Source organism: Lentzea sp. NPDC058436 (assembly GCF_042721515.1).
In the GTDB taxonomy this organism is placed as follows: Bacteria; Actinomycetota; Actinomycetes; order Mycobacteriales; family Pseudonocardiaceae; genus Lentzea.
Window position 1 is genome coordinate 86,182 of sequence record NZ_JBHXLF010000017.1, and the last position, 23,713, is coordinate 109,894.

Annotated in this window: 22 protein-coding genes; 2 read left to right on the forward strand and 20 right to left on the reverse strand. The window is 68.6% G+C overall.

The annotated features are described in order from the left end of the window. Positions 1–2 precede the first annotated feature (2 nt). Positions 3–926: an EamA family transporter RarD gene (gene rarD / locus ACFWN2_RS36380; RefSeq protein ID WP_382435103.1), complete on the forward strand. Its 924-nt coding sequence runs from the start codon at positions 3–5 to the stop codon at positions 924–926. 3 nt (positions 927–929) lie between these two features. Here rarD and ACFWN2_RS36385 read toward each other — a convergent pair whose 3' ends face one another. The 19 genes from ACFWN2_RS36385 to ACFWN2_RS36475 all read right to left on the reverse strand — a co-directional run bounded on the left by ACFWN2_RS36385 (position 930) and on the right by ACFWN2_RS36475 (position 22,061). Further along, entirely contained in the window at positions 930–1,895 is a 966-nt protein-coding gene (locus tag ACFWN2_RS36385; protein WP_382435151.1) for a polyprenyl synthetase family protein, read from the reverse strand. A gap of 55 nt (positions 1,896–1,950) precedes the next feature. Further along, on the reverse strand, positions 1,951–3,528 hold the full coding sequence (gene nuoN / locus ACFWN2_RS36390) for an NADH-quinone oxidoreductase subunit NuoN (RefSeq protein WP_382435104.1): 1,578 nt from the start codon (positions 3,526–3,528) through the stop codon (positions 1,951–1,953). 1 nt (position 3,529) lies between these two features. Next, positions 3,530–5,098 carry an NADH-quinone oxidoreductase subunit M gene (locus ACFWN2_RS36395; protein WP_382435105.1) on the reverse strand — a complete coding sequence of 523 codons (1,569 nt, stop codon included), beginning with the start codon at positions 5,096–5,098 and terminating at the stop codon, positions 3,530–3,532. Further along, entirely contained in the window at positions 5,095–7,032 is a 1,938-nt protein-coding gene (gene nuoL, locus ACFWN2_RS36400; RefSeq protein ID WP_382435106.1) for an NADH-quinone oxidoreductase subunit L, read from the reverse strand. Before nuoL ends, ACFWN2_RS36395 begins: the two co-directional genes overlap by 4 nt. Before the next feature lie 10 nt (positions 7,033–7,042). After that, on the reverse strand, positions 7,043–7,342 hold the full coding sequence (gene nuoK / locus ACFWN2_RS36405) for an NADH-quinone oxidoreductase subunit NuoK (RefSeq protein ID WP_030473209.1): 300 nt from the start codon (positions 7,340–7,342) through the stop codon (positions 7,043–7,045). Beyond that, positions 7,339–8,181, reverse strand: a complete 843-nt coding sequence (locus ACFWN2_RS36410; RefSeq protein ID WP_382435152.1) for an NADH-quinone oxidoreductase subunit J — start codon at positions 8,179–8,181, stop codon at positions 7,339–7,341. The genes nuoK and ACFWN2_RS36410 overlap by 4 nt, the downstream gene beginning before the upstream one ends. Before the next feature lie 5 nt (positions 8,182–8,186). Then, entirely contained in the window at positions 8,187–8,702 is a 516-nt protein-coding gene (gene nuoI / locus ACFWN2_RS36415) for an NADH-quinone oxidoreductase subunit NuoI (RefSeq protein ID WP_382435107.1), read from the reverse strand. Positions 8,703–8,704: 2 nt separating this feature from the next. Then, complete coding sequence (gene nuoH, locus ACFWN2_RS36420) at positions 8,705–10,000, reverse strand: NADH-quinone oxidoreductase subunit NuoH (protein ID WP_382435153.1); 1,296 nt, start codon at positions 9,998–10,000, stop codon at positions 8,705–8,707. Between the two features lie 23 nt (positions 10,001–10,023). Beyond that, positions 10,024–12,471: an NADH-quinone oxidoreductase subunit G gene (locus ACFWN2_RS36425; protein ID WP_382435108.1), complete on the reverse strand. Its 2,448-nt coding sequence runs from the start codon at positions 12,469–12,471 to the stop codon at positions 10,024–10,026. Then, a complete protein-coding gene (nuoF, locus tag ACFWN2_RS36430) occupies positions 12,468–13,748 on the reverse strand; it encodes an NADH-quinone oxidoreductase subunit NuoF (protein WP_382435109.1) in 1,281 nt (426 codons plus the stop codon). Before nuoF ends, ACFWN2_RS36425 begins: the two co-directional genes overlap by 4 nt. Before the next feature lie 6 nt (positions 13,749–13,754). Continuing rightward, positions 13,755–14,471 (reverse strand): NADH-quinone oxidoreductase subunit NuoE, encoded by a 717-nt coding sequence (gene nuoE / locus ACFWN2_RS36435; RefSeq protein ID WP_382435110.1) that lies wholly within the window; start codon positions 14,469–14,471, stop codon positions 13,755–13,757. Beyond that, a complete protein-coding gene (locus tag ACFWN2_RS36440) occupies positions 14,468–15,868 on the reverse strand; it encodes an NADH-quinone oxidoreductase subunit D (protein WP_382435111.1) in 1,401 nt (466 codons plus the stop codon). Before ACFWN2_RS36440 ends, nuoE begins: the two co-directional genes overlap by 4 nt. Further along, the gene (locus ACFWN2_RS36445) at positions 15,865–16,614 is read right to left on the reverse strand and encodes an NADH-quinone oxidoreductase subunit C (protein WP_382435112.1); all 750 of its coding nucleotides are present in this window, start codon (positions 16,612–16,614) and stop codon (positions 15,865–15,867) included. Before ACFWN2_RS36445 ends, ACFWN2_RS36440 begins: the two co-directional genes overlap by 4 nt. Beyond that, entirely contained in the window at positions 16,611–17,162 is a 552-nt protein-coding gene (locus ACFWN2_RS36450; protein ID WP_382435113.1) for a NuoB/complex I 20 kDa subunit family protein, read from the reverse strand. The genes ACFWN2_RS36445 and ACFWN2_RS36450 overlap by 4 nt, the downstream gene beginning before the upstream one ends. A gap of 7 nt (positions 17,163–17,169) precedes the next feature. Next, positions 17,170–17,535 carry an NADH-quinone oxidoreductase subunit A gene (locus ACFWN2_RS36455; protein WP_030478224.1) on the reverse strand — a complete coding sequence of 122 codons (366 nt, stop codon included), beginning with the start codon at positions 17,533–17,535 and terminating at the stop codon, positions 17,170–17,172. Between the two features lie 265 nt (positions 17,536–17,800). After that, the gene (locus ACFWN2_RS36460) at positions 17,801–19,066 is read right to left on the reverse strand and encodes a geranylgeranyl reductase family protein (RefSeq protein ID WP_382435114.1); all 1,266 of its coding nucleotides are present in this window, start codon (positions 19,064–19,066) and stop codon (positions 17,801–17,803) included. 75 nt (positions 19,067–19,141) lie between these two features. Beyond that, on the reverse strand, positions 19,142–19,858 hold the full coding sequence (locus ACFWN2_RS36465) for a demethylmenaquinone methyltransferase (RefSeq protein WP_382435115.1): 717 nt from the start codon (positions 19,856–19,858) through the stop codon (positions 19,142–19,144). A 35-nt stretch (positions 19,859–19,893) separates the two neighbouring features. Next, complete coding sequence (locus tag ACFWN2_RS36470) at positions 19,894–20,991, reverse strand: glycosyltransferase family 4 protein (RefSeq protein WP_382435116.1); 1,098 nt, start codon at positions 20,989–20,991, stop codon at positions 19,894–19,896. Beyond that, positions 20,988–22,061, reverse strand: a complete 1,074-nt coding sequence (locus tag ACFWN2_RS36475; protein WP_382435117.1) for a glycosyltransferase family 4 protein — start codon at positions 22,059–22,061, stop codon at positions 20,988–20,990. The genes ACFWN2_RS36470 and ACFWN2_RS36475 overlap by 4 nt, the downstream gene beginning before the upstream one ends. A 144-nt stretch (positions 22,062–22,205) precedes the next feature. Here ACFWN2_RS36475 and ACFWN2_RS36480 point away from each other — a divergent pair, with 144 nt between their 5' ends. Next, positions 22,206–23,036: an inositol monophosphatase family protein gene (locus ACFWN2_RS36480; protein WP_382435118.1), complete on the forward strand. Its 831-nt coding sequence runs from the start codon at positions 22,206–22,208 to the stop codon at positions 23,034–23,036. Here ACFWN2_RS36480 and ACFWN2_RS36485 read toward each other — a convergent pair. Further along, on the reverse strand, positions 23,021–23,641 hold the full coding sequence (locus ACFWN2_RS36485; protein WP_382435119.1) for a hypothetical protein: 621 nt from the start codon (positions 23,639–23,641) through the stop codon (positions 23,021–23,023). The genes ACFWN2_RS36480 and ACFWN2_RS36485 overlap by 16 nt on opposite strands. Between the last annotated feature and the right edge of the window lie 72 nt (positions 23,642–23,713).

Consider the following 23,713-nt stretch of genomic DNA (forward strand, 5'->3'; position numbering starts at 1 on the left):
TTGTGCCCCCTCTGACTACCTCGGCCATCACTTCGCCAGAAGTTCACACCCAGGGGCGAGGGATCACCTACGGCGCACTCGCCTACGTCCTTTGGGGCTTGTTCCCGGCGTACTGGCCACTCCTCGTACCCGCCCAGCCGGTCGAGGTGCTCGCACACCGGATCGTCTGGTCGTTCGTCACCCTCGCCGTCGTCGTCGGTGTCCTCCGGCGGTGGCGGCCCTTCCTCGAACTGTCGGGGAAGGGCTGGCTGATCGTTACCGCAGCGGCCGTCCTGATCACGGTCAACTGGGGCACCTACATCTACGCCGTGAACAGCCATCATGTCGTCGAGGCCGCCCTCGGGTACTTCATCAACCCGTTGGTGAGCGTGGCACTAGGCATGATCTTCCTCAAGGAACGATTGCGCATCACCCAGGTGGCCGCCATCTGCGTCGCCGTGGTCGCTGTGATCGTGCTCACCCTCGACTACGGACGCCTGCCGGTGATCTCGCTGATCCTGGCCTGTTCGTTCGGCGTCTACGGGTTGCTGAAGAAGAAGGTGCCGCTGGACGCGATCTCCAGCCTCACCGCCGAGAACGCCGTCATCGCGCCGATCGCGTTGGTCTACCTGTTCACGCTGGGCGGCGCGAACACCTTCGGCGCGGCCGGCGCCGGCCACGTCCTGCTGCTCCTCAGCACCGGGATTGTGACGGTGATCCCTTTGCTGCTGTTCGGCGCGGGTGCTCGCCTGATCCCGCTGAGCACCATGGGAATGCTGCAGTACATCGCGCCGATCCTGCAGTTCGCGTGGGGCGTGTTCGTCGTGCACGAGTCGATGCCGGCCAGCCGGTGGATCGGGTTCAGCCTGGTGTGGCTGGCACTGGCGATCTTCACGTTCGACGCGCTGAGGAACCGGCGCAAGCAGGCGCTCGCGCCGGTCAGTTAGAACTCAGCGAGAGCGCTCCACCACGTACGTGGCCAGCTCCTCCAACGCGTCCCGCGCGGCGCACGGCGGCAGCTTGCCCAGCTCCGTGCGGGCCCGGTCCGCGTAGTCGTCGAGGACCTCGCGTGAACGGTCCATGCCGGAGGACTTGCGCAGCAGGAGCAGCGCCTCCTCCACCAGCTCGTCATCGGTGATCGGACCGGCCAGCAGCTCGGCGAGCCGCGTCTCGGACGGGTCCGCGAGCGCGTAGAGCATCGGCAGCGTCTTCACGCCTTCACGCAGGTCGGTGCCGGGGGTCTTGCCCGACTCCACGGACGGCGAGGCGATGTCGATGACGTCGTCGGAGATCTGGAACGCGGCACCGATCACGTCGGCGTACCGGCGCAGCGCGTCGATCTGCTCGTCGGTCGCGTCGGAGAACATGCCGCCGAACCTCGCCGCGGTGGCGATCAGGACGCCGGTCTTCTCCTCGATCACCTTGAGGTAGTGGGAGATCGCGTCCTCGCCGGGCTGCGGGCCGACGGTCTCGCGCATCTGACCGGTCACCAGGACCGAGAAGGTCTCCGCGATGATCCGCGCCGCGTCGGTGCCCAGGTCGGCCGTGAGCCGGGACGCGTGGGCGAACAGGAAGTCGCCCGTCAGGATCGCGATGCTGTTGTCCCACTTGACGTTCGCGGAGACCGCTCCGCGCCGCATGGTCGCCTCGTCCATGACGTCGTCGTGGTAGAGCGTCGCGAGGTGGGTGAGCTCGACCACAGTGGCCGCCTTGACGACCTTCTCGCGGTCCCAGTCTGTGCCGAACTGCGACGCGAGCAGTGTGAAGAGCGGGCGGATCCGCTTCCCGCCCGCCTCCACGAGGTGGAGCGAGGTCTCCGTCACCGGGGCGAACTCGCTCTGCACGACATCGTGCAGAGCGCGCTCCACCTCGGCCAGGCCGTCCTGGACTAGCTCGGTGAGCACGGGGTCCACCATCGCGAACCCCGGCCCCAACTGCTCGCTACTGGTCACACCAGCAGCGTACGTACACCTAGCTGAGGAAGGTGCCGGTACCCGCCCAATCGAGCACGAAGGTGGGCCACAAACCGAGCACCAGGGTCACGACGGCACCCAACGTGATCGCGATCGTGGTGAACGCGCCGGGCACCGTGACGGTCGGGCCGTCCGGGGCCGGGTCGCTGAAGTACATCAGCACGATCACCCGCAGGTAGAAGAACGCCGCCACGGCCGAGGCCACGAGAGCGATCACCACGAGCGGCGTGAGGCCGGCGTCGATCGCCGCGCTGAACACGACGAACTTGCCGATGAAGCCGGACGTCAGCGGGATGCCGGCCAGGGCCAGCAGCAGGAACGTGAAGGTGGCCGCCACGATCGGCGACCGCTTCGCGAGGCCCGCCCACTGCGACAGGTGCGTCGCCTCGCCGTCCGAGTTGCGGACCAGCGACACGATGCCGAACGCGGCGATCGTGGTGAAGCCGTACGCCAGCAGGTAGAACATGGTCGCGCTCACACCGGGGGCGTCGCCCTCCGGCGTCAGCGCGATCGAGCCGATCAGCAGGAAGCCCGCGTGCGCCACCGAGGAGTACGCGATCATGCGCTTCACGTCGGTCTGGGTGAGGCCCAGGATCGCGCCGATCACCATCGACACGACCGCGACGCCGTAGAGCACGCCGCGCCATTCCCACTGCGTGTTCTCGAACGCCACCGTGAGCACGCGCAGGATGCCGCCGAACGCGGCGACCTTGGTGCACGCCGCCATGAACGCCGTCACCGGCGTCGGCGCGCCCTGGTACACGTCCGGGGTCCAGGCGTGGAACGGGCCGACGGCGGCCTTGAACAGCAGGCCCACCACCAGCAGGCCGAAGCCCGCGAACAGCAGCGTGTCGGAACGGTCGGTGCCGCCCGCGGCGGTCGCGATGGCCGAGAGCTTCACCGAACCCGCGTAGCCGTACAGCAGAGCCACGCCGTACAGGAAGAACGCGGAGGCGAACGCGCCGAGCAGGAAGTACTTCACGGCCGCTTCCTGCGAGAGCAGGCGACGGCGGCGAGCCAGGCCGCACAGCAGGTACAGCGGCAGCGACAGGACTTCCAGCGCGATGAACATCGTCAGCAGGTCGTTCGCCGCGACGAACGTCATCATGCCGCCGAGCGCGAACAGCGTGAGCGGGAAGACCTCGGTCTGCATGCCGGTCTTCGTCGCCTGCGCGCGGTCCTGAATAGTGCCCGGGCGGATCGCGGCCTGGGCCACGAACGCGCCGCCGGGCTCCACCGAGCGGTCGGCGATCAGCAGCACCGAGCCGAAGCCCAGCACCAGCAACGTGGCCCACAGGAAGAGCGACGGCGAGTCGACCGCGATCGCCCCCGACAGCGTCGACACACCCTGCTCCGGGCGCTCCGACGTCGCGTAGAGGATCAGCGAGCCGACGGCTCCGACCAGCGTCACGAGCGTGAGCACGAGCTGCACGGCCCACCGCTGGTGCTTGGGCAGCAACGCTTCCAGCAGCACGCTGACGCACGCCGCGCCGAGCACGATCAGCAGCGGCGCGATGGCGCCGTAATCGATCTCCGGCGCCTCGATCGTCTGCGCCTGAGCGACGAGAAGGTTCACGTCACTTGCCTTCCTGCACGGTGACCGGGTCGGTCACGCCGACCTCGGTCAGCGTCGCCCCAACGGTCGGGGTGATGACGTCGAGCACCGGCTGCGGGTAGAACCCGAGTGCCAGCACGATGACAACGAGCGGTGCCAGGATCGCGATCTCGCGCTTGTCGAGGTCGCCGATCGTGGTCTTCTTCTCCGGGTCGCCGACGGCACCGGGACCCGCGGCCGCACCGAGGAGGGCGTCGCCGCGCAGCGGGCCGGTCATGACCCGCTGGTAGAGCCACAGCACGTAGAGCGCCGCGAGCACCATGCCGACCGTCGCGATGATCGTGAACACCGGCTGCGTCGGGAACGAGCCGATCAGCACGAGGAACTCCGAGACGAACGAGTTCGTGCCCGGCAGCGACAGCGTGGTGAGACCCGCCAGCAGCAGCATGCCCGCGAGCAGCGGAGCCACCTTCGACATGCCGCCGTAGTCGGAGATCAGCGACGAACCACCGCGCGCGATCACCATGCCGACCACGAGGATCAGCATGCCGGTCGAGATCGAGTGGTTGAGCATGTACGACACCGAGCCCACGCCGGCCTGCGACGTGAACGAGAAGATGCCGAGCGCGATGAAGCCGAAGTGCGCGATCGAGACGTACGCGAGGAACCGCTTCATGTCCCGCTGGCCCGTGGCGAGCAGCGATCCGTAAAGGACACCGGCGACCGCGAGCACGAGCACGAACGGCGCCAGGTTCTTCGACGCCTCGGGGAACATCGGCAGCAGGTAGCGCAGCATGCCGAACGTGCCGACCTTGTCCAGGATGCCGACGACGATCACCGTGACGCCGATGGGCGCCTCGGCCGCTGCGTCGGGCAGCCAGGTGTGGAACGGCACGAGCGGTGCCTTGATCGCGAACGCCAGGAAGAAGCCGAGGAACAGCCAGGTCTGCGTCGTCGAGTCGGCGTCGCTGACCACCTTCACGAGCGTGGCCCAGTCGAACGTGCCCTTGCCCAGCTCGTCCGACGCCATCGCGTAGGCGCCGATCGCGGAGGCCAGCATGATCAGGCCGCCGAGGAACGAGTACAGGAAGAACTTGACCGCCGCGTACTGCCTGCGCGCGCCGCCGTAGCCGCCGATCAGGAAGTACATCGGGATCAGCATGACCTCGAAGAGGACGTAGAACAGGAAGACGTCGGTGGCGGCGAACACCGCGACCGTCACGGCCTCCTGGATCAGGATCAGCGAGAGGTACCCGCCCTGCGAACGGCCGGCGGGCAGCTTCTCCGTCCAGCCGGCACCGATCACCAGCGGGATCAGCAGCGCGATGACCGCGATCATCACCAGCGCGATGCCGTCGATGCCGAACTGCAGCCGCACGCCGAACGCCGGGATCCAGTCCACGCCGGTGGCGAGCTGGATGCGGTCGCCGTCCGGGTCGTAGGCGGCCCACAGCAGAACGGCGAGCACGAGCTCGACGAGCGAGAACGCCAGCGCGACGAGCTTGGCCTTCTTGTCGTCCTTGCGCAGGAACGCCACCACCAGCGCGCCGACCAGCGGCACCACCAGCAGTGCGATCAGAACCCAGGTCACGAGAACCTCACCACCAGGAGCGCCCCGAGCACGAAGATCGAGCCCAGCAGCATGGACAGTGCGTAGGAGCGGACGAACCCGGTCTGCAGCCTGCGCAACCGGCCCGAGCTACCGCCGAGCAGCGCCGCGGTGCCGTTGACCAGACCGTCGACGCCCTTCAGGTCGAGGAACACCAGCGCGCGGGTGAGCCAGGTGCCCGGCCGCGCGAAGAGGGCCTCGTTCAGTGCGTTGCCGTAGAGGTCCGCACGGGCCGCGCGCACCGGGAACGACACGCGCTCCGGACGCTCGACCGGCTGCTTGCCGCGCAGGAAGAGCAGGCACGCGAGGCCGACGCCGAGCAGCGACAGCGCGACGGTCAGGATCCCGACCATGCCGTGCGAGATGACGCCGTGCGACTCCTGCAGCTCACCGAGCGACGGCTCCAGCCAGCCGGCCAGACGTCCACCGGAGGAGAGGAACCAGCCGCCCGCCACGGAACCGACCGCCAGGATGATCATCGGAACGGTCATCGTCAGCGGGGACTCGTGCGGGTGGTAGTCCTTGCCGTTGTCCGCCTTCAGTTCCTTCCAGCGGGGCTTGCCCAGGAAGACCAGGATCAGCAGGCGCGTCATGTAGAACGCGGTCAGCGCGGCACCGAGCAGTGCGACACCGCCGAAGACGTACCCGCGCCAGCCCTCCGCGCCGAACGCCGCCGCGATGATGGCGTCCTTCGAGAAGTAGCCGGCGAACGGCGGGATGCCGATCAGCGCGAGGTAGCCGAGCGTCCACGTGACGAAGGTGATCGGCAGGAACTTGTAGAGCCCGCCCATCCGGCGGATGTTGCCCTCGTCGTTCATGCCGTGCATGACCGAACCGGCACCGAGGAAGAGACCGGCCTTGAAGAAGCCGTGCGTCAGCAGGTGCATGATGCCGAGCGCGTAACCGATCGGGCCGAGGCCCACGGCGAGGATCATGTAACCGATCTGCGAGACCGTCGAGTACGCCAGGACCTTCTTGAAGTCGTCGTAGGCGCAACCGATGATGCAACCGATCAGCAGCGTGACGCCACCGATGATCATGACGACCAGGCGGCCGTCCTCGCTCAGGTTGTAGAGCGGGTTCGAGCGGGCGATGAGGTACACGCCCGCGGTGACCATCGTCGCCGCGTGGATCAGGGCCGAGACGGGGGTCGGGCCTGCCATCGCGTCCGGCAACCAGGCCTGGAGCGGGAACTGACCCGACTTGCCGCAGGCGCCCAGGAGCAGCAGCAGCGTGATCGCGAGGACCTCGGCAGAGGAGAACTCGCCGACGCGGCTGAAGACCTCGGTGTACTGCGTCGTCCCGAGCTTGTTGAACATCAGGAAGATCGCGATGGCGAGGCCCAGGTCACCGACGCGGTTCATCAGGAAGGCCTTCTTGGCCGCCGACGCCGCTTCCGGCTTGTACTGGTACCAGCCGATCAGCAGGTACGAGGCGAGACCGACGCCCTCCCAGCCGAAGTACAGGGTCACGAAACCGTTGCCCAGCACCAGCAGGAGCATCGCCGAGACGAAGAGGTTCAGGTAGGCGAAGAACTTCCGCCTGCCTTCCTCGTGCGCCATGTAGCCGATCGAGTAGATGTGGATCAGCGAGCCCACACCGGTGATCAGCAGCACGAACGTCAGCGACAGCGGGTCGAGCCGCAGTCCGAACTCGACGGTCAGCGCGTTGACGTCGATCCAGTCCCACAGGTGCAGGTTCTGCACCCGCTCCTCGGGGTTCGAGACACCGAGCGTGGAGAAGAACAGCGCGAGCGCGTACGCGAACGACGCCAGCAGGGTGGCGCTGCCGAGCAGGTGGCCCCACTTGTCGGCGCGCTTGCCGCTGACCAACAGCACCGCCGCACCGAGAGCGGGCAGCGCGAGCAACAACCAGGCGAAGCTCGCGACCCCGCTGGCGACAACAGGTTCCGTCACCGGTGACCCCTCAGTACTTCAGCAGGTTCGAGTCGTCGACCGAGGCCGAGCGACGCGTCCGGAAGATGGACATGATGATCGCGAGGCCGACGACGACCTCCGCCGCGGCGACGACCATCACGAAGAACGCCATCACCTGACCGTCGAGCGAGCCGTTGATCCGCGCGAACGTCACGAGGCTCAGGTTGACCGCGTTGAGCATGAGCTCGACGCACATGAAGACCACGATGGCGTTGCGGCGCACCAGGACGCCGACGGCGCCGATGCTGAACAGCAGTGCCGACAGCAACAGGTAGTACGTGGGGGTCACGACTCACTTCCCTTGAGCGCGTGCGCGTCGGGCTCGTGCGCGGTGCCGGCCACCTCGGCGACGTCGTCCGAGAGCTTGGACCTGTCGGTCGCCTCGATGACGTCGAACAGCGACTCCTCCGCGACCGTGCCGTCGGGCAGCAGTGCGGGGGTGGCCACCGAGTTGGCGGTGGCGAAGACGCCGGGGCCGGGCAGCGAGCCGACCCGCTTGCCGTCCTGGAAGCGCTCCTCGACGAGTTCCTTCTGCGTCTTCTTGGCGGGCTTCCCGTCGCGGCCGACGAAGGCCAGGATCATCGCGCCGAGGGCGGCGGTGATCAGCAGGGCCGACGTGAGCTCGAACGCGAACAGGTACTCCGTGAAGAGCTTCGAGCCGATGTTGCCGACGTTGCCGCCGTTGGTGGTGTTCACCTCGGCGAGGCCGCGGGCGTCGACGCCGGTCAGCGCGCGGCCGACCGAACCGACCAGCAGCACGGCGAACCCGATGCCGAGCAGCGCGGCCGCGAGTCGCTGGCCGCGGATGACCTCGACGACCGAGTCCGAACTGTCGCGGCCGACCATCATCAGCACGAACAGGAACAGCATCATGATCGCGCCGGTGTAGACGATGATCTGCACGAAGCCGAGGAACGGCGCTTGCTGGATCATGTACAGCACACCGAGGCTGAGCATCGTCAGCACGAGCCACAGCGCGGAGTGCACGGCGTTGCGCGCGAACAGCATGCCGAGCGCGCCGGCCAGTGCCAGCGGGCCGAGGATCCAGAACGAGATCGCCTCACCGGTGGTGACGGTGTCGACCACGCGCTGCACCGGTTCCGGCTGCTGCTGGGCGAGGAACGTCAGGAGGCTCACTGCTGAGCCTCCTTGGCCAGGCGCGGGCCGTTCACGTAGTAGTCCTGCTCGTTGTCGCCCAGCCGCATCGGGTGCGGCGGCTGCTCCATGCCGGGCAGCAGCGGGGCGAGCAGGTCCTCCTTCGTGAAGATCAGGTCCTGGCGGTTGTCGTCGGCGAGCTCGTACTCGTTCGTCATCGTGAGCGAACGGGTCGGGCACGCCTCGATGCACAGGCCGCAGCCGATGCAGCGCAGGTAGTTGATCTGGTAGTCGGCGCCGAAGCGCTCACCGGGCGAGTAACGCGCCTCGTCGGTGTTGTCGCCGCCCTCGACGAAGATCGCGTCCGCGGGGCAGGCCCACGCGCACAGCTCGCAGCCGACGCACTTCTCCAGGCCGTCCGGGTGCCGGTTCAGCTGGTGACGGCCGTGGAACCGCGGCGCGGTCACCTTCTTGACCTCGGGGTACTCCTCCGTCACCACCTTCTTGAACATGGTGCCGAAGGTGACGCCGAAGCCTTTCAGGGACTCGAACATCCCTACTCAGCCTCCTTACCGGTGGTGACGGCTGCCTTGTCCGCGGGGATGTTGGCGACCTTGACCTTGCGCTTGGGCACTGACTTGGGGACCGCGAGGTCGAGCGGCGGGACGGGGAAGCCCGAACCCGCGAGCGGAACGCCCTTGGTGTCCTGGACCTTCTTGTCCGGCAGCAGGAACGAGACCAGCAGCACGAGACCGACGACCACACCGAGCGCGATGAGGCGCTGGGCCGTGGAGAGCTGCTGGATCGCGCCGGTGCGGATGACCGCGACGGCCATGATCCAGACGAGGCTGGTCGGGACCAGCACCTTCCAGCCCAGCTTCATGAACTGGTCGTAGCGCGTGCGGGGAAGCGTGCCGCGCAGCCAGATGAAGATGAACAGGAAGCCCAGCGTCTTGATGATGAACCAGAGCAGGCCCCACCAGCCGGTGTTCATGAACTCGCCGCTCCACGGGGCGTGGTAGCCGCCGAGGAAGAGCGTGGTCGCGAGCGCCGAGACGGTCACCATGTTCACGTACTCGGCGAGGAAGAACAGCGCGAACTTCAGCGAGCTGTACTCCGTGTGGAAACCACCGACGAGCTCCGACTCGGCCTCGGGGAGGTCGAACGGGGCGCGGTTGGTCTCACCGACCATCGACACGACGTAGATCGCGAAGCTGGGGAACAGCAGGAAGCCGAACCAGCCGGGTGCGAACCCGAGCACCGTGGTCGCCTGCGCTCCGACGATGTCACCGGTCGACATCGAGCCGGTGAACATGATCACCGCGACGATCGACAGGCCCATCGCGATCTCGTAGGAGATCACCTGCGCGGCCGAGCGCAGCGCGGCGAGCAGCGGGTACGGCGAGCCGGACGACCAGCCGGCCAGCACGATGCCGTAGACGCCGATCGAGGAGCAGGCCAGCACCACGAGCACGCCGACCGGCAGGTCGACGAGCTGCAGCGCGGTCTGCTCGCCGAACAGGTTGACCTCACCCGCGAGCGGGATCACCGAGAACGCGAGGAACGCGGGGATGCAGGAGATCACCGGGGCGAGGAAGAAGACCCACTTGTCCGCGAGGACGGGGCGGATGTCCTCCTTGAACGCGAGCTTCAGACCGTCCGCGAGCGACTGGAGCCAGCCGTTCGGGCCGACGCGGTTGGGGCCGGGACGCTGCTGCATCCGCGCCACGACCTTGCGCTCCCAGTTGATCATGAACAGGGTCATGACCACGAGGAACGCGAAGATCGCGACGACCTTCACCAGGATCAGCCAGAACGGGTCGTCCGCGAGGAGCTTGGCGGTCTCGCCGATCTCCGCTGCGTGGACGTGCTGGGTCATGACTTCCCTCCGCTGACGGAGACGATCGAACCGTGGCCCGCGCCGAGCGTGCGGCGCACGGTCACGTCACCCGAGTTGGTGGGCAGCCAGATGACGCCCTCGGGCAGGTCGTCGGTCTCGACCGGGAGCGTGATCGCGCCGCGGTCGGTGGACACGGTGACCTGACCGCCGGAGGTCAGCCCGAACTGCCGCGCGGTGGCCTCGGCGACCTTCGCGACGACCGGGCGGGCCGTACCGGCCAGGTTCGGCTCGTCGACCTGCAGCGAGCCGTTGCCGATCAGGCGGTGCCACGTGGCGAGCACGGCCTTGCCGGGACCGGCCGGGGACACCAGCGGCGCGGCGACGTTGAGCGACGAACCGCTCGGTGCGCCTTCGCCGAGGCGGGCCAGGTCGGAGGCCGAGGCCGCGGGCGTCTGCGTGAACAGGTCCGCGTCCATCTCCACCGCGAGGGTGTCGAGCACGCGGCAGTCCGGCAGCGCGCCCGTGCCTTCGAGGGTGGTGCCGAACACGCGGTGGCGGCCCTCCCAGTTGAGGTAGCTGCCTGCCTTCTCGACCGCGGGGGCGATCGGGAGCACGACGTCGGCGTACGCGGTGACCCCGCTCGGCCGCAGTTCGAGGCTCACGATGAAACCGGCCCCCGCCAACGCCTTCTCCGCGAGCCGCGGGTCGGGCAGGTCGAACGGGTCGACGCCACCGACCACCAGGCCGGACAGCTGACCGCTCGCGGCGGCTTCGAGGATGCCCGTGGTGTCGCGGCCGGGCGTCGCGGGCAGCGAGCCCTCCTCGACGCCCCAGGTGCGCTCGACCTCGGTGCGGGCGGCGGCGTTCGCGACGTGGCGACCGCCGGGCAGCAGGTTCGGCGTGGCACCGACCGCGAGCGCGCCGCGCTCACCGGCACGGCGGGGAATCCACGCGACCTGGGCACCCGTGCGCTCGGCCAGCCGGGCGACCGCGGTGAACGCGCCGGGGATCACGGCGGCACGTTCGCCGACCAGGATCACCGCGCCGGGCTTGGACAGCAGCTCGACGACGTCGGAGGCGTGCTCCGGCAACGCGTTGATGGCGTTCGCCTCGGCACCGGGCACGCAGGCGAGCAGCGTGCCGAACGTCTTCTCCACGGCCGGGGTCGTGAACTGGCCGAGGTGGAAGACCTTCGTGCCCTTGCGGGCGGCCTTGCGCAGGCGCAGGAAGACGATCGGCGCCTCTTCCTCCGGCTCGAACGCGACCAGCAGCGCGGCCGGTGCCTTCTCGATGCCCTGGAAGGTGACGCCGTTGTCCGGGTTGGTGAACACCGCGGTGCCGGACAGGAACTCCAGCTCCTCGGCGCTGTGCGGCCGGGCGCGGAAGTCGATGTCGTTGGTGTGCAACGCGATCCGGGCGAACTTCGAGTACGCGTAGGCGTCCTCGACGGTCAGCCGGCCTCCGGGGAGGACACCGACGCCCTTCGCGTCGCGGGCCGCCGTCAGACCGGCCGCCGCGACCTGCAGCGCCTCGGTCCAGGACGACTCGCGCAGCTCGCCGCTCTCCTTGTCACGGATCAGAGGCCGCTTGATGCGGTCACCGGTCGTGGCGTAGCGGAAGGCGAACCGGCCCTTGTCGCAGATCCACTCCTCGTTGACCTGCGGGTCGTCGCCGGCGAGCTTGCGCTGCACCTTGCCCCGCCGGTAGTCGGTGCGCTCGGCACAACCGGAGGAGCAGTGCTCGCACACGCCGGGCGCCGACACGAGGTCGAACGGCCGGGCGCGGAAGCGGTACGCGGCGCTGGTGAGAGCACCGACCGGGCAGATCTGGATGGTGTTGCCGGAGAAGTAGCTCTGGAAGGGCTTCTCCTCGGCGATGCCGATCTGCTGGTGCGCACCGCGTTCGAGCAGCTCGATGAACGGGTCGCCGGCGATCTGCGCGGAGAACCGCGTGCAGCGCTGGCAGAGCACGCAACGCTCGCGGTCGAGCAACACCTGCGTGGAGATGTTGATCGGCTTCGGGAACGTCCGCTTGTGCTCGTGGAAGCGGGAGTCGCTGCGGCCGTGGGCGATCGCCTGGTTCTGCAGCGGGCACTCACCGCCCTTGTCGCAGATCGGGCAGTCCAGCGGGTGGTTGATGAGCAGCAGCTCCATCACACCCTGCTGGGCCTTGTCCGCGACCGGCGAGGTCAGCTGGGTCTTCACGACCATGCCGTCCGCGACCGTCATCGTGCAGGAGGCCTGCGGCTTCGGCATCGGCCGGCCGCCCATCTCGACCTCGACGAGGCACTGGCGGCAGGCGCCCGCGGGCTCCAGCAGCGGGTGGTCGCAGAAGCGCGGGATGACCGTGCCGAGGCGCTCCGCCGTGCGGATGAGCAGCTCACCCTTGGGCGCGACAACGGTTTCGCCGTCGATGACGAGCTTGACGTGACCCTCGGGTACGACAACCTCGGCTTCGGTGGGCTTGTCAGGCGCGATGGTCATGCGTTCGCTCCAGCCAGGACCTTGGAGTTCTGGTCGCACAGGGCGAGGAACTCGTCCTTGAAGTACTTGATGCCACTGGTGATCGGGCTGACGGCACCGTCACCCAGCGCGCAGAAGGAACGGCCGAGGATGTTGTCGCAGACGTCGAGCAACGTGTCGATGTCGCTCGCCGTGCCGTTGCCCGCCACCATCCGCTGCAGGATCTGCACGAGCCAGTACGTGCCCTCGCGGCACGGCGTGCACTTGCCGCACGACTCGTGCTTGTAGAACTCCGTCCACTTCATGACGGCCCACGGCACGGACACGGTCTCGTTGAAGATCTGCAGGGCGGTGGTGCCCAGCATCGAACCGGCCTCGGCGGCGCCCTCGAAGTCCAGCGGCACGTCGAGGTGCTCCGCCGTGAACAGCGGGGTGGACGAGCCGCCCGGCGTCCAGAACTTGATCGGGATGCCGTCCTTCATGCCGCCGGCCATCTCCAGCAGCTGCCGGAGCGTGGTGCCCATCGGCGCCTCGTACTGGCCGGGCCTCGTGACGTGGCCGGACAGCGAGTAGATCTTCGGACCGGGCGACCGGTCGCGACCCATCTCGCGGAACCAGTCAGCGCCACCGTTGACGATGAAGGGAACCGACGCGATGGTCTCTACGTTGTTCACCACGGTGGGCGACGCGTAGAGACCGGAGGTCGCGGGGAACGGGGGCTTGAGCCGCGGCTGGCCGCGACGGCCCTCCAGCGAGTCGAGCAGCGCCGTCTCCTCGCCGCAGATGTACGCGCCGGCGCCGGCGTGGATCACGACGTCGAGGTCGAACCCGCTGCCGAGGATGTTCTTGCCCAGGTAGCCCTTGGCGTACGCCTCGCGCACCGCCGCGTTGAGGCGGCGGATGCAGTGCAGGACCTCACCGCGGACGTAGATCGCCGCGAAGTTCGCGCGGATCGCGTACGACGTGATGATCACGCCCTCGATCAGCGAGTGCGGGTCCGCCATCATCAGCGGGATGTCCTTGCAGGTGCCCGGCTCGCCCTCGTCGGCGTTGATGACGAGGTAGTGCGGCTTGCCGTCGCCCTGCGGGATGAAGCCCCACTTCATGCCGGTGGGGAACCCCGCGCCGCCGCGGCCGCGCAGTCCGGAGTCCTTGCACTGCTGGATGAGCTGGTCCGGGTGGGCCTTCAGCGCCTTGGGCAGGGCGGTGTAGCCGTCGGTGCGCTCGTAGGTCTCGATGGTCCAGGACCTGGGCTCGGTCCAGCGCTTGGTGAGAACAGGAGTCAGCGGGTCAACCATGGTCCCCTACTTCTTTTCCGGCAGGGCAGGGAATTCGGCGTTCGACGGCATCGCGGGCGCGTCCCAGCCTCGGTCCTTGGCGATCTGCGCACCGGCGAGCGTCTCCGGCGCCGCCGACGGGCCGTCGAGGTCGGCGTCGCGACCCTCGAAGAACCCGGCGAGCTGGAGCTCGGCCTGCTTGAAGTCGGTGAGCGGGGCGCCGCGCGTCGGGGCGGGCTTCTCCCCCGACTGCAACGCCTTCACGAGTCCCAGCGCCTTCTCCGGCGTCTGGTTGTCGTAGAACTCGTAGTTGACCTGGAGCACCGGCCCGAGGTCGCACGCGGCGAGGCACTCGGCGTGCTCCAGCGTGATCGAACCCGGCGTGCCCGGCTCGCCCGCGGTCTCCTCGTGGCCCACACCGAGGTGGTCCTTGAGGGACTTGTAGATGGCGTCGCCGCCCAGTGCCGCGCACAGCGTGTTGGTGCAGACGCTCACGAGGTGCTCACCGCACGGGCGGCGCTTGTACATCGTGTAGAACGTCGCGACCGCGCTGACCTCGGCCTCGGTCAGGTCGAGCTGCCCGGCGCAGAACCGGATGCCCTCCTGTGAGACGTGGCCCTCCACCGACTGCACGAGGTGCAGCATCGGCAGCAGTGCGCTGCGAGACTGCGGGTAGCGGGCGATGATCGCCTGCGCCCTGTCCACGGTGGACTGGTCGAAGGTCTGTTCTGGAGCCTGGGTCATCGGTCACAACCACCCATCACCGGGTCGATCGAGGCGACGGACGCGATCACGTCGGCGACCATGCCGCCCTCGCACATCGCGGGCATCGACTGGAGGTTCACGAAGCTCGGTTCGCGCAGGTGCACGCGCATCGGGCGGGTGCCGCCGTCGGAGACGACGTGGTAGCCCAGCTCGCCGCGCGGCGACTCGACGGGCACGTACACCTGGCCCGCCGGAACCTTGAAGCCCTCGGTCACCAGCTTGAAGTGGTGGATGAGGGACTCCATGGACTGGCCCATGATCTTGCGGACGTGCTCGAGCGAGTTGCCCATGCCGTCGCTGCCGATCGTGAGCTGCGCGGGCCACGCGACCTTCGCGTCCTCGACCATCACCGGACCGGTCGGCAGGCTCTTCACGACCTGCTTGACGATCTTGAGCGACTGGTGGATCTCCTCGAGCCGCAGCAGGTACCGCCCGAAGCAGTCCGCCGCGTTCGAGGTCGGCACGTCGAAGTTGTAGTTCTCGTAACCGCTGTACGGCTCGATCTTGCGCAGGTCCCAGGCGAGGCCCGCGGACCGCAGGATCGGGCCGGTGATGCCGAGCGCGAGGCACGCATCGACGGGCAGGTAGCCCACGCCCGCGAGGCGGTTGCGCCAGATCGGCTGACCGGTGAGCAGCTTGTCGTAGTCCGGCAGCCGCTTTTCCATGATCTTGACGAACGAGGTGATCTTCTCGACCGCGTCGTCCGGCAGGTCCTGCGCGAGACCGCCGGGACGGATGAACGCGTGGTTCATCCGCAGACCGGTGAGGTGCTCCAGCAGGTGCAGGACCTCTTCGCGCTCGCGGAAGCCCGCGGTCATGCCGGTGAGGGCACCGAGCTCCATGCCGCCGGTGGCGAGCGCGACGAGGTGCGAGCTGATCCGGTTGAGCTCCATCAGCAGCACGCGGACGGCCTGCGCCTTGTCCGGCACCGTGATGCCGAGCAGCTTCTCGACGCTCATGCAGTACGCGGCTTCGTGGTGCAGCGGCGCGAGGTAGTCGGTGCGCGTGATGAAGGTGACGCCCTGGACCCAGTTCCGGTACTCGAGGTTCTTCTCGATGCCCGTGTGCAGGTAGCCGATGACGCTGCGCGCGTGCGTGACCGTCTCGCCCTCCAGCTCCAGGACCAGGCGGAGCACGCCGTGCGTCGAGGGGTGCTGCGGGCCGAGGTTCATGACGATGCGCTCGTCGTGGACGGCGTCCGCGAGCACCTCGTCCCAGTCGCCGCCGGTCACCGTGTAGACGGTGCCCTCGGTCGTCCGGCGCGACTCCGCGACATCGGTGTCGACGCTGGTGCGGGTGGTGACGTCGTCCGTGCTGTCGCTACCGGTCGCGCTGGTGTTCGTCCCGGTGGTGACGTCCGAAAGCCGCTCGGTCATGAGTACGACCGCCTCTGGTCCGGCGGAGGAATCTCCGCGCCCTTGTACTCGACCGGAATGCCGCCCAGCGGGTAGTCCTTGCGCTGCGGGTGGCCGTCCCAGTCGTCCGGCATGAGGATGCGGGTCAGTCCGGGGTGGCCGTCGTAGACGATCCCGAACATGTCCCAGGTCTCGCGCTCCTGCCAGTCCGCCGTCGGGTAGACCTCGACGAGGCTCGGCACGTGCGGGTGCTCGACGTCGACGGCGACTTCCAGCCGCACGCGGCGGCGGTACGTCATCGACGTGAGGTGGGTGACCGAGTGCAGGCGCTGCGGCACGTCGGCGCCGTAGTCCACACCGGACACCGAGCTGCAGAGCTCGAAGCGCAGCGACGGGGTGTCGCGGAAGATCCGCGCGACCTCCAGCAGCGTGTCCGGGCGGAGGTAGAAGGTGATCTCACCGCGGTCGACCGTCACCTGCTGCACCGTGTCGGCGGGCAGGTCCTTGTCGCCGATGGCGGCGAACAGCTCGTCCGCGACCTCGTCGAACCAGCCGCCGTACGGGCGCTCGGACGGAGCGGCCACGTGGGCGGGCAGGCGCAGGCCACCGAAGCCGGACGTGTCACCGGAGCCGGTGACGCCGAACAGGCCCTTGCGCTCCTTGCCCGCGAGGATCGGAGCCTTCGCCCTGGCCTCAGTCGGGTTGGTCTTCTCGAGGTCCTCTCCCGCGCGGTTGACGCTGGAGTGCTCTCCCCCTGGCTCGGTCACTTCTTCCTCGCAAAACGCTCGGACGACGGGATGAGATCGGTGCGGTAGCCCGAGTCGGCGAGCGCCTTGGCGCGCACGGCGTTGAGCGGCTCGTCCATGATCTTGGCGTGGATCTTGAGGATCGCGTCCATCAGCATCTCCGGCCGCGGCGGGCAGCCCGGCAGGTACATGTCGACGGGCACGACGTGGTCGACGCCCTGCACCACCGCGTAGTTGTTGAACATGCCGCCACTGCTGGCGCACACGCCCATGGCCAGCACCCAGCGCGGCTCGGGCATCTGGTCGTAGATCTGCCGCAGGACCGGCGCCATCTTGTTGGTGACGCGGCCGGCCACGATCATCAGGTCCGCCTGGCGCGGTGAGGCCCGGAAGACCTCCATGCCGAAGCGGGCCAGGTCGTAGCGCGGCGCACCCGTCGTCATCATCTCGATGGCGCAGCAGGCCAGGCCGAAGGTGGCAGGCCAGAGCGAGGACTTGCGGGTCCAGTTGACCAGCTTCTCGACGCTGACCAGCAGGATGCCGTTCGGGAGCTTCTCCTCGAGACCCATGACTTCCTCAGTTCCAGTCGAGGCCGCCGCGACGCCACACGTAGACGTACGCGAAGCCGACCGTGGCGACGAACAGGACGATCTCCACCAGCCCGAACAGGCCGAGCTTGTCGGCCGCTACGGCGAACGGGTAGAGGAAGACCATTTCGATGTCGAACAGGATGAACAGCATCGCCGTCAGGTAGTAGGCGACGGGCATGCGCCCACCACCGACCACCGGCTGCGGGCTCGGCTCGATGCCGCACTCGTACGCGTCGAGCTTCGCCTTGTTGTAGCGGCGGGGTCCGATGTACGGCGCTGCGGTCACCGAGAACAGTGCGAACGCCCCGGCGAGCGCGAACATCAATACGAGGGGGAGGTAAGGGTCAAGCACGCTCCGTCGTCCTTTCCTCGCGGTCGACCGCACCCTAAGGGTGTTGTTCTCCGACTCGTTTGTTAGGCGAACCTAACAAACGCTTGTGAAACACTTCACAAGCTTGTTCACACTGTTGTGAAGTGATTCACAAGGTCGTCCGCCAGTGTAGAACGCCTGTAAATGACCTACGTCACAGGGTCTGACCTGGGGCTTTAACTTGACGGACACAAACGAAACGGCACCGGCTCGTATTGAGCCGGTGCCGTCACCTATTCGGAGTAATTTACGCGGTCGGAGCGAGCTTCGTGGCGGCCACGATCAGCTTGTCCATTGCGTCGCCGTCCTTGGGGTCGTAGAGGCCCGCGAGCAGCTTGAGCACGAGTTTCATCAGGCGTTTGCGCGGCATTCCGTACTTCGTTGCGGTCCGCATGATCGCCGGGTTACCGATGAGCTTCGAGAAGACGTTCCCGAGCCGGTAGTAACTGCCGAGCGCCTCTTCGATCCGGACGGGGTAGCCGTGCAGCGCCCGTTCACGGTTGACGCCGGTCCGCGCAAGCGCCTGGACGATGCTCTCGGACGCGATCTTCGCCGACTCCATGGCGTAGCCGATGCCCTCGCCGTTGAACGGGTTGACCATGCCGCCGGCGTCGCCGACGAGGACCATGCCCGCGCGGTAGTGCGGCTTGCGGTTGAGGCCCATGGGCAGCGCGGCGCCGCCGATGCGGCTGGTCGCGTTCTCCTCGCGGAAGCCCCACTCCTCCGGCGTGCCGTCCAGCCAGCTGCGCAGGAGCTGGCGGTAGTCGGTGGTGCCGTAGGCCTTCGACGTGCTGAGGATGCCCAGACCGACGTTCACGCTGCCGTCGCCCATGCCGAAGATCCAGCCGTAGCCCGGCAGGAGCTGGCCGTCCGGCGCCCACAGCTCCAGGTGGCTTTCGAGGTAGTCGTCCTTGGTGCGCGGGCTGTTGTAGTAGCGGCGGACCGCCACGCCCATCGGCTTCGCGTCGTCCTTCTGCAGGCCGATGCTGAGGGCGAGCCTCGCTGACACGCCGTCGCAGCCGACGACGATCGGGGCCCTGTAGGTGACCGGGTTCTTCTCCGGCCCCTGCTTGGCCTCGACGCCGACCACGCGGCCGTTCTCGACGATGGCCTTGGTGACCGTCGTGTGCTCGTGCATGCGCGCGCCGGCAGCCTTCGCGGCGTTCGCGAGCATCTCGTCGAAGTCCATGCGCGGCCGCACGACGCCGTAGTTCGGGAACGTGGCCAGGTCCGGCCAGTCGAGCTCCATCGTGACGCCGCCACCGACCACGCGCAGGCCCTTGTTGTGCAGCCAGCCGTTGCTCTCGCGGGTGTCGATGCCCAGGTCGATGAGCTGCTTGACGCCTCGCGGGGTCAGGCCGTCGCCGCAGACCTTCTCCCGCGGGAAGGTGCTCTTCTCCAGGAGGAGGACGTCGAGGCCCGCCCTGGCGAGGTAGGTGGCCGCGGTCGAGCCCGCCGGTCCAGCGCCCACGACGATGACGTCGGCGTCCTCGTTGATCCCGCGCCTGCTCATCCAGACTCCCTGCGTGTACCGGTTGCAGCTTCTGTTTCTGACTCTAACCGGACGTTGCTGAGGGTCTTGGGCGCCTCAGGCCTCGGCGGGCTCGGCGGCCTTCGGCTTCGGCTTGGTGGCGCGGTGCAGCGCGACCATGCCGCCGGTCAGGTTGAACCAGGCCACGTCCTCCCAGCCCGCCTGCGAGATGAGCTCGCCCAGGGTGCGCTGGTCCGGCCACGACGCCATGGATTCGGCCAGGTAGGAGTACGCGACCGGGTTCGAGGACACGAACTTCGCGATGAGGGGCAGGAGCTTGAGCAGGTACCGCATGTAGACGAAGCGGAACGGCCTGAAGACCGGGGTCGAGACCTCGCAGATGACCATGCGGCCGCCCGGCTTCGTGACGCGGGCCATCTCACGCAGCGCGACGACCGTGTCGTTGAAGTTGCGGATGCCGAAGGAGACCGTGACCGCGTCGAACGAGTCGTCCTTGAAAGGCAGGCGGAGCGCGTCCGCCGCGACCTTCGGGACCCGGCGGTGCGAACCCGAGGCGAGCATGCCCACGGAGAAGTCCGCCGCCACGCACCAGGCGCCAGAGGCGGCGTACTCGACGGTGGAGACGGCGGTGCCCGCGGCCAGGTCGAGGACCTTCTCGCCGGGGCGCGCGTCGAGCACGCGGCGGCTCCACTCCCGCCAGCGGCGGTCGAAGCCCAGCGTCATGACCGAGTTCGTGCGGTCGTAGCCCTCGGCCACGCCGTCGAACATCTCGGCTACCTCGCGGGGGTTCTTGTCCAGGCCGGCTCGCGACATGACTAGAGACTAAGTCAGGTGCGCTGAGATCTTCTTCAGGGCACCTTCAGGGCCGTGAGCATGCCGGTCACCGCCGCGTGCCACGGGTACTCCTCGGCGCGGGCCCGTGCGGCCTCCCGGGAGCCCGACGCCAGGAGGTGCCTGGCCGCCGACGCGAAGGCTTCCGCGTGGTCGTCGACGGCCGCGCCGCAGGACGGTTGGACGATCTCCTTCAGCGCGCTGCTCTGGCTGACCACGACCGGGGTGCCGCTGGCCAGGGCTTCGAGGGCGGCCAGGCCGAACGTCTCGTGCGGGCCCGGTGCCAGGGAGAGGTCCGCCGAGGCCAGGAGGGATGCCACGTCCAGACGTGACTTGACGAAGCCCAGGAACGTCACCGGCAGGCCTGCCGCGCGCTTCTCCAGGGACGCCCGCCTGGGGCCGTCGCCCGCGATCACCAGACGGGCGGAGTGGCCCTGCTCGTGGAGTTCGGCGAGGGTGTCGACGGAGCGTTCGACGTGCTTCTCCGGCGACAGGCGTCCACAGTGGATCAGCAGGTTCTGCTTGCCCCGCAACAGGTCGTGGCGGAGATCCGCGGAGTGCCTGCTCGGGGTGAACGTGGCGAGGTCGACGCCGAGCGGGACCTGCGTGACGTTCGTGGCGCCGATCCGGTCGAACTCCTCGCGGGCGAAACCCGTCGTGCAGACGACCGTGTCGTAGGAGGCGGCCATGCGGCGGTTCGCCCAGTCCGCGCCTCGTTCGGCGGGTGCGGGAGGGAGCACGAACTGGAGCAGGCGGTCCAGGCGTTCGTGGGAGATGACCACGTTCGGGATGCCGCGCTCGCTCGCCCAGGCGCCCATGCCCCGCAGGGTCAGGCGGTCGGAGACCTCCAGCCGGTCTGGCCTCAGGTCGTCCATCAGCGACTTCACCCGCCACGGGTCGACCACGCGGTAGCCGCCCGTGTACGGGATCTTGAGCGCGGGCAGGGTGACGCGCCGGACGCCGCCGGGCAGTTCCTCGTCCGCGTGGGCAGGACCCGGCACGACCAGCACCACCTCGTGGCCCAGCTGCGCGTAGCCGGTGCCGAGGTGGTGCAGTGCCGTGCGGAGGCCGCCGGACTTCGGGCCGTAGAAGTTGGCGAGCTGGACGATCCTCAAGCGGCCGCCTGGTGGGTGAGTCCCATGACTGCCGCGTAGTGCCCCATCAGCTGGTCGCAGACCGCCGGCCAGGTGCGGGTGAGCACCGACTTGCGGGCGGCCAGGCCGAAGCGCCTGCGCCGCAGCGGGTCGCGCAGCAGGTCGACGTACTGGGCGATGTCCGCCTCGAACAGGTACCCGGTGCGGCCGTGGTCGACCAGGTCACGGGGGCCGCCGGCGTTCGGCGCGAGGACCGGCAGGCCGGTCGCCAGTGCTTCCTGGACGGCCTGGCAGAACGTCTCGTGCGGGCCGGTGTGGATGAAGACGTCGAGCGACGCGTAGGCCTCGGCGAGCTCGTTGCCGGTGCGGAAGCCCAGGAACTCGGCGTCCGGCATGTCCTTCTCGAGCTGCTCGCGGTCCGGCCCGTCGCCGACGATGCGGAGCTTCACGCCCGGCAGGTCGTGCAGTTCGCGCAGCCGCTGTACCTGCTTCTCCGGGGCCAGGCGGCCGACGTAGCCGATGGTCAGCTCGTCGTTGCTCCTGGGACGCGGGTGGAAGAGATCGATGTCGACGCCACGGCCCCAGCGGTGCACGCGGGGCACGCCGTGCTCTTCCAGCGCCTCCACCGCCGAGCTCGACGGGGCGAGCGTGCGGTCGGCGAGCGTGTGCAGGCGCTTGGTCCACCTCCACGCGGCGCGCTTGGTGAGGCCGAGGCCGTAGTTGCCCGCGAACCCGGCGACGTCGGTCTGGTAGACCGCGACCGTGGGCACGTCGAGCTTGCGCGCGGCTCTGAGGCCGTAGGCGCCGAGCACGAACGGTGAGGCGAGGTGCACGACGTCGGGCCGGAAGTCGGAGAGCGCGTGCAGCACTCTCGGGCCCGGCACACCGATGGGGAGGCTCGTCACCAGCGGCACGTCGACGGTGGGGACTCTGACGACGGGCGTGCCGTGGTGTTCGTCAGCGCCGGCGCCGGGCGCGACGACGAGCGCCTGGTGGCCGCCCCGGCGCAGGTGCTCCAGCACTCTGAGCACGGAGTTGGTGACGCCGTTCACCTGAGGCAGGAAGCTCTCGGTCACGATCGCTACTCGCACAGGCATACCTTGAGCTGCCCGCATGAAGTCCGCGTGACGCGGGATTTGACGTGGACGGAACACCTCACGTCGTGGCCAGGTGATCGTCGATTCGTCACCTGCGCTTCGGTTTCCGGACACACGACGCGGTGAAACTAGGCCAGCATGACCGTCTTGTCGTCCCGCCCCGCGCACCCGGTTGACCCCGGACTGGTGTCCGTCGCGCTGGAAGTGGCCGGTCGCCTGGCGAACGACGCCTCGGACGTCATCATGGCCACCGCCGGCCGCGGCGTGCGTCCCGACTCCGACGAGTCGCCGTTCGACTGGGTGACCGACACCGACCGCACCCTGGAACGCCACACCCGGCGCGTGCTCACCGCCGAGTTCCCCTCGATACCGGTGTTCTGCGAGAACTCCGACGACGTGACCGGCGACTCCGAGTTCCGCTGGGTCGTCGACCCGGTCGACGGCACCGCGAACTACACGGCGGGCATGCCGTGGTGCGCCTACAGCCTCGCGCTGGTGGACCGCTGGGGCCCGGTCGTCGGCGTGGTCGCCGACCCGTACCGCTCGCAGATCTACGCCGCCGCCCGAGGCCGTGGCATGCGCGCGAACGGCACCCCGGTCCGCCTGGCCGAACGACAAGGCGACTCTCTGGTCGTGTGCACCGAGATGACGCGCACAGGCCCGTGGCCGGGCATGGGCGAGTTCATCTCCACGGCAGCGATAGCAGGCACGGGCGTGCGCGTCCTCGGCTCAAAATGCCTGGCCGTCGCACAAGTGGCACTGGGACACGTGGCCGCCGCCGTGCTGCACGGCTACCACGAGTGGGACGTCGCCGGTGCGGTGTCACTGGCCGTGGAGTCGGGTGCGGTCGTGCTCGACAGACGCGGCGAGGGCGCCCAACTACCCGTGGACGGACTCCTGGTGGCCGCGCCCGACGCGGCCGACGAGGTGCTGAGCTGGTGGCAGTCGGCGCTTCAGGTCGACAGCTGAGGGAGCTGCTTCTCCAGCACCTCGAGGTGCGTGCGCGCCTCGTCCAGCTCGGGGTGGTCGAACATCTGCAACGCCACCCGCCCCACCTCGTTCTCGAACTGGTGGAAGTCGTGCGTGGCCTTGAGCAGCCGCTGGTACACGGGGTGCTGCCGGTCCACGGCCCCCAGCGCCCGCCCGAGCTGCGCGATGCCGCGCACGTCGTCAAGCTCAGTGACGAGCTTCTCGCTGATCCGCTCCAGCCACTCCTTGGCGGGCGAGTTCGGCACCGTCCGCACCGCCGCCGCCACCCGGCGCGTCGACTCGGCGCACCGTTCGGCCAGGTCGGACCACATGTCGAAGGGCTGCTGCGGGACCGGCGGGTGGTACATCGGCGGCGGCACGTGGCGCGGCCGCTGGACCGAGTTGCGGATGACGCCCACGACCGTCCCGATGACGGCCCCCGGGATGCCGCCGAACAGGAAGGAGACGAAGCCGATCGCGATGAAGGTGATGAAGACCGACGACTGGGTCTCGCTCGGCGTGGACACGTCGATGACCGTGGTGAGGGCGCCCATGAGCAGGGTGCCGATCAGGGCACCCCAGAGGGCTGAACGGACGACCACCATGCTTGCGATCGTGCCACGTTCATCGGCCGTTCGTGGTGTTGTCTGAGATCACGGGTTGTGTATCTCAGCGAA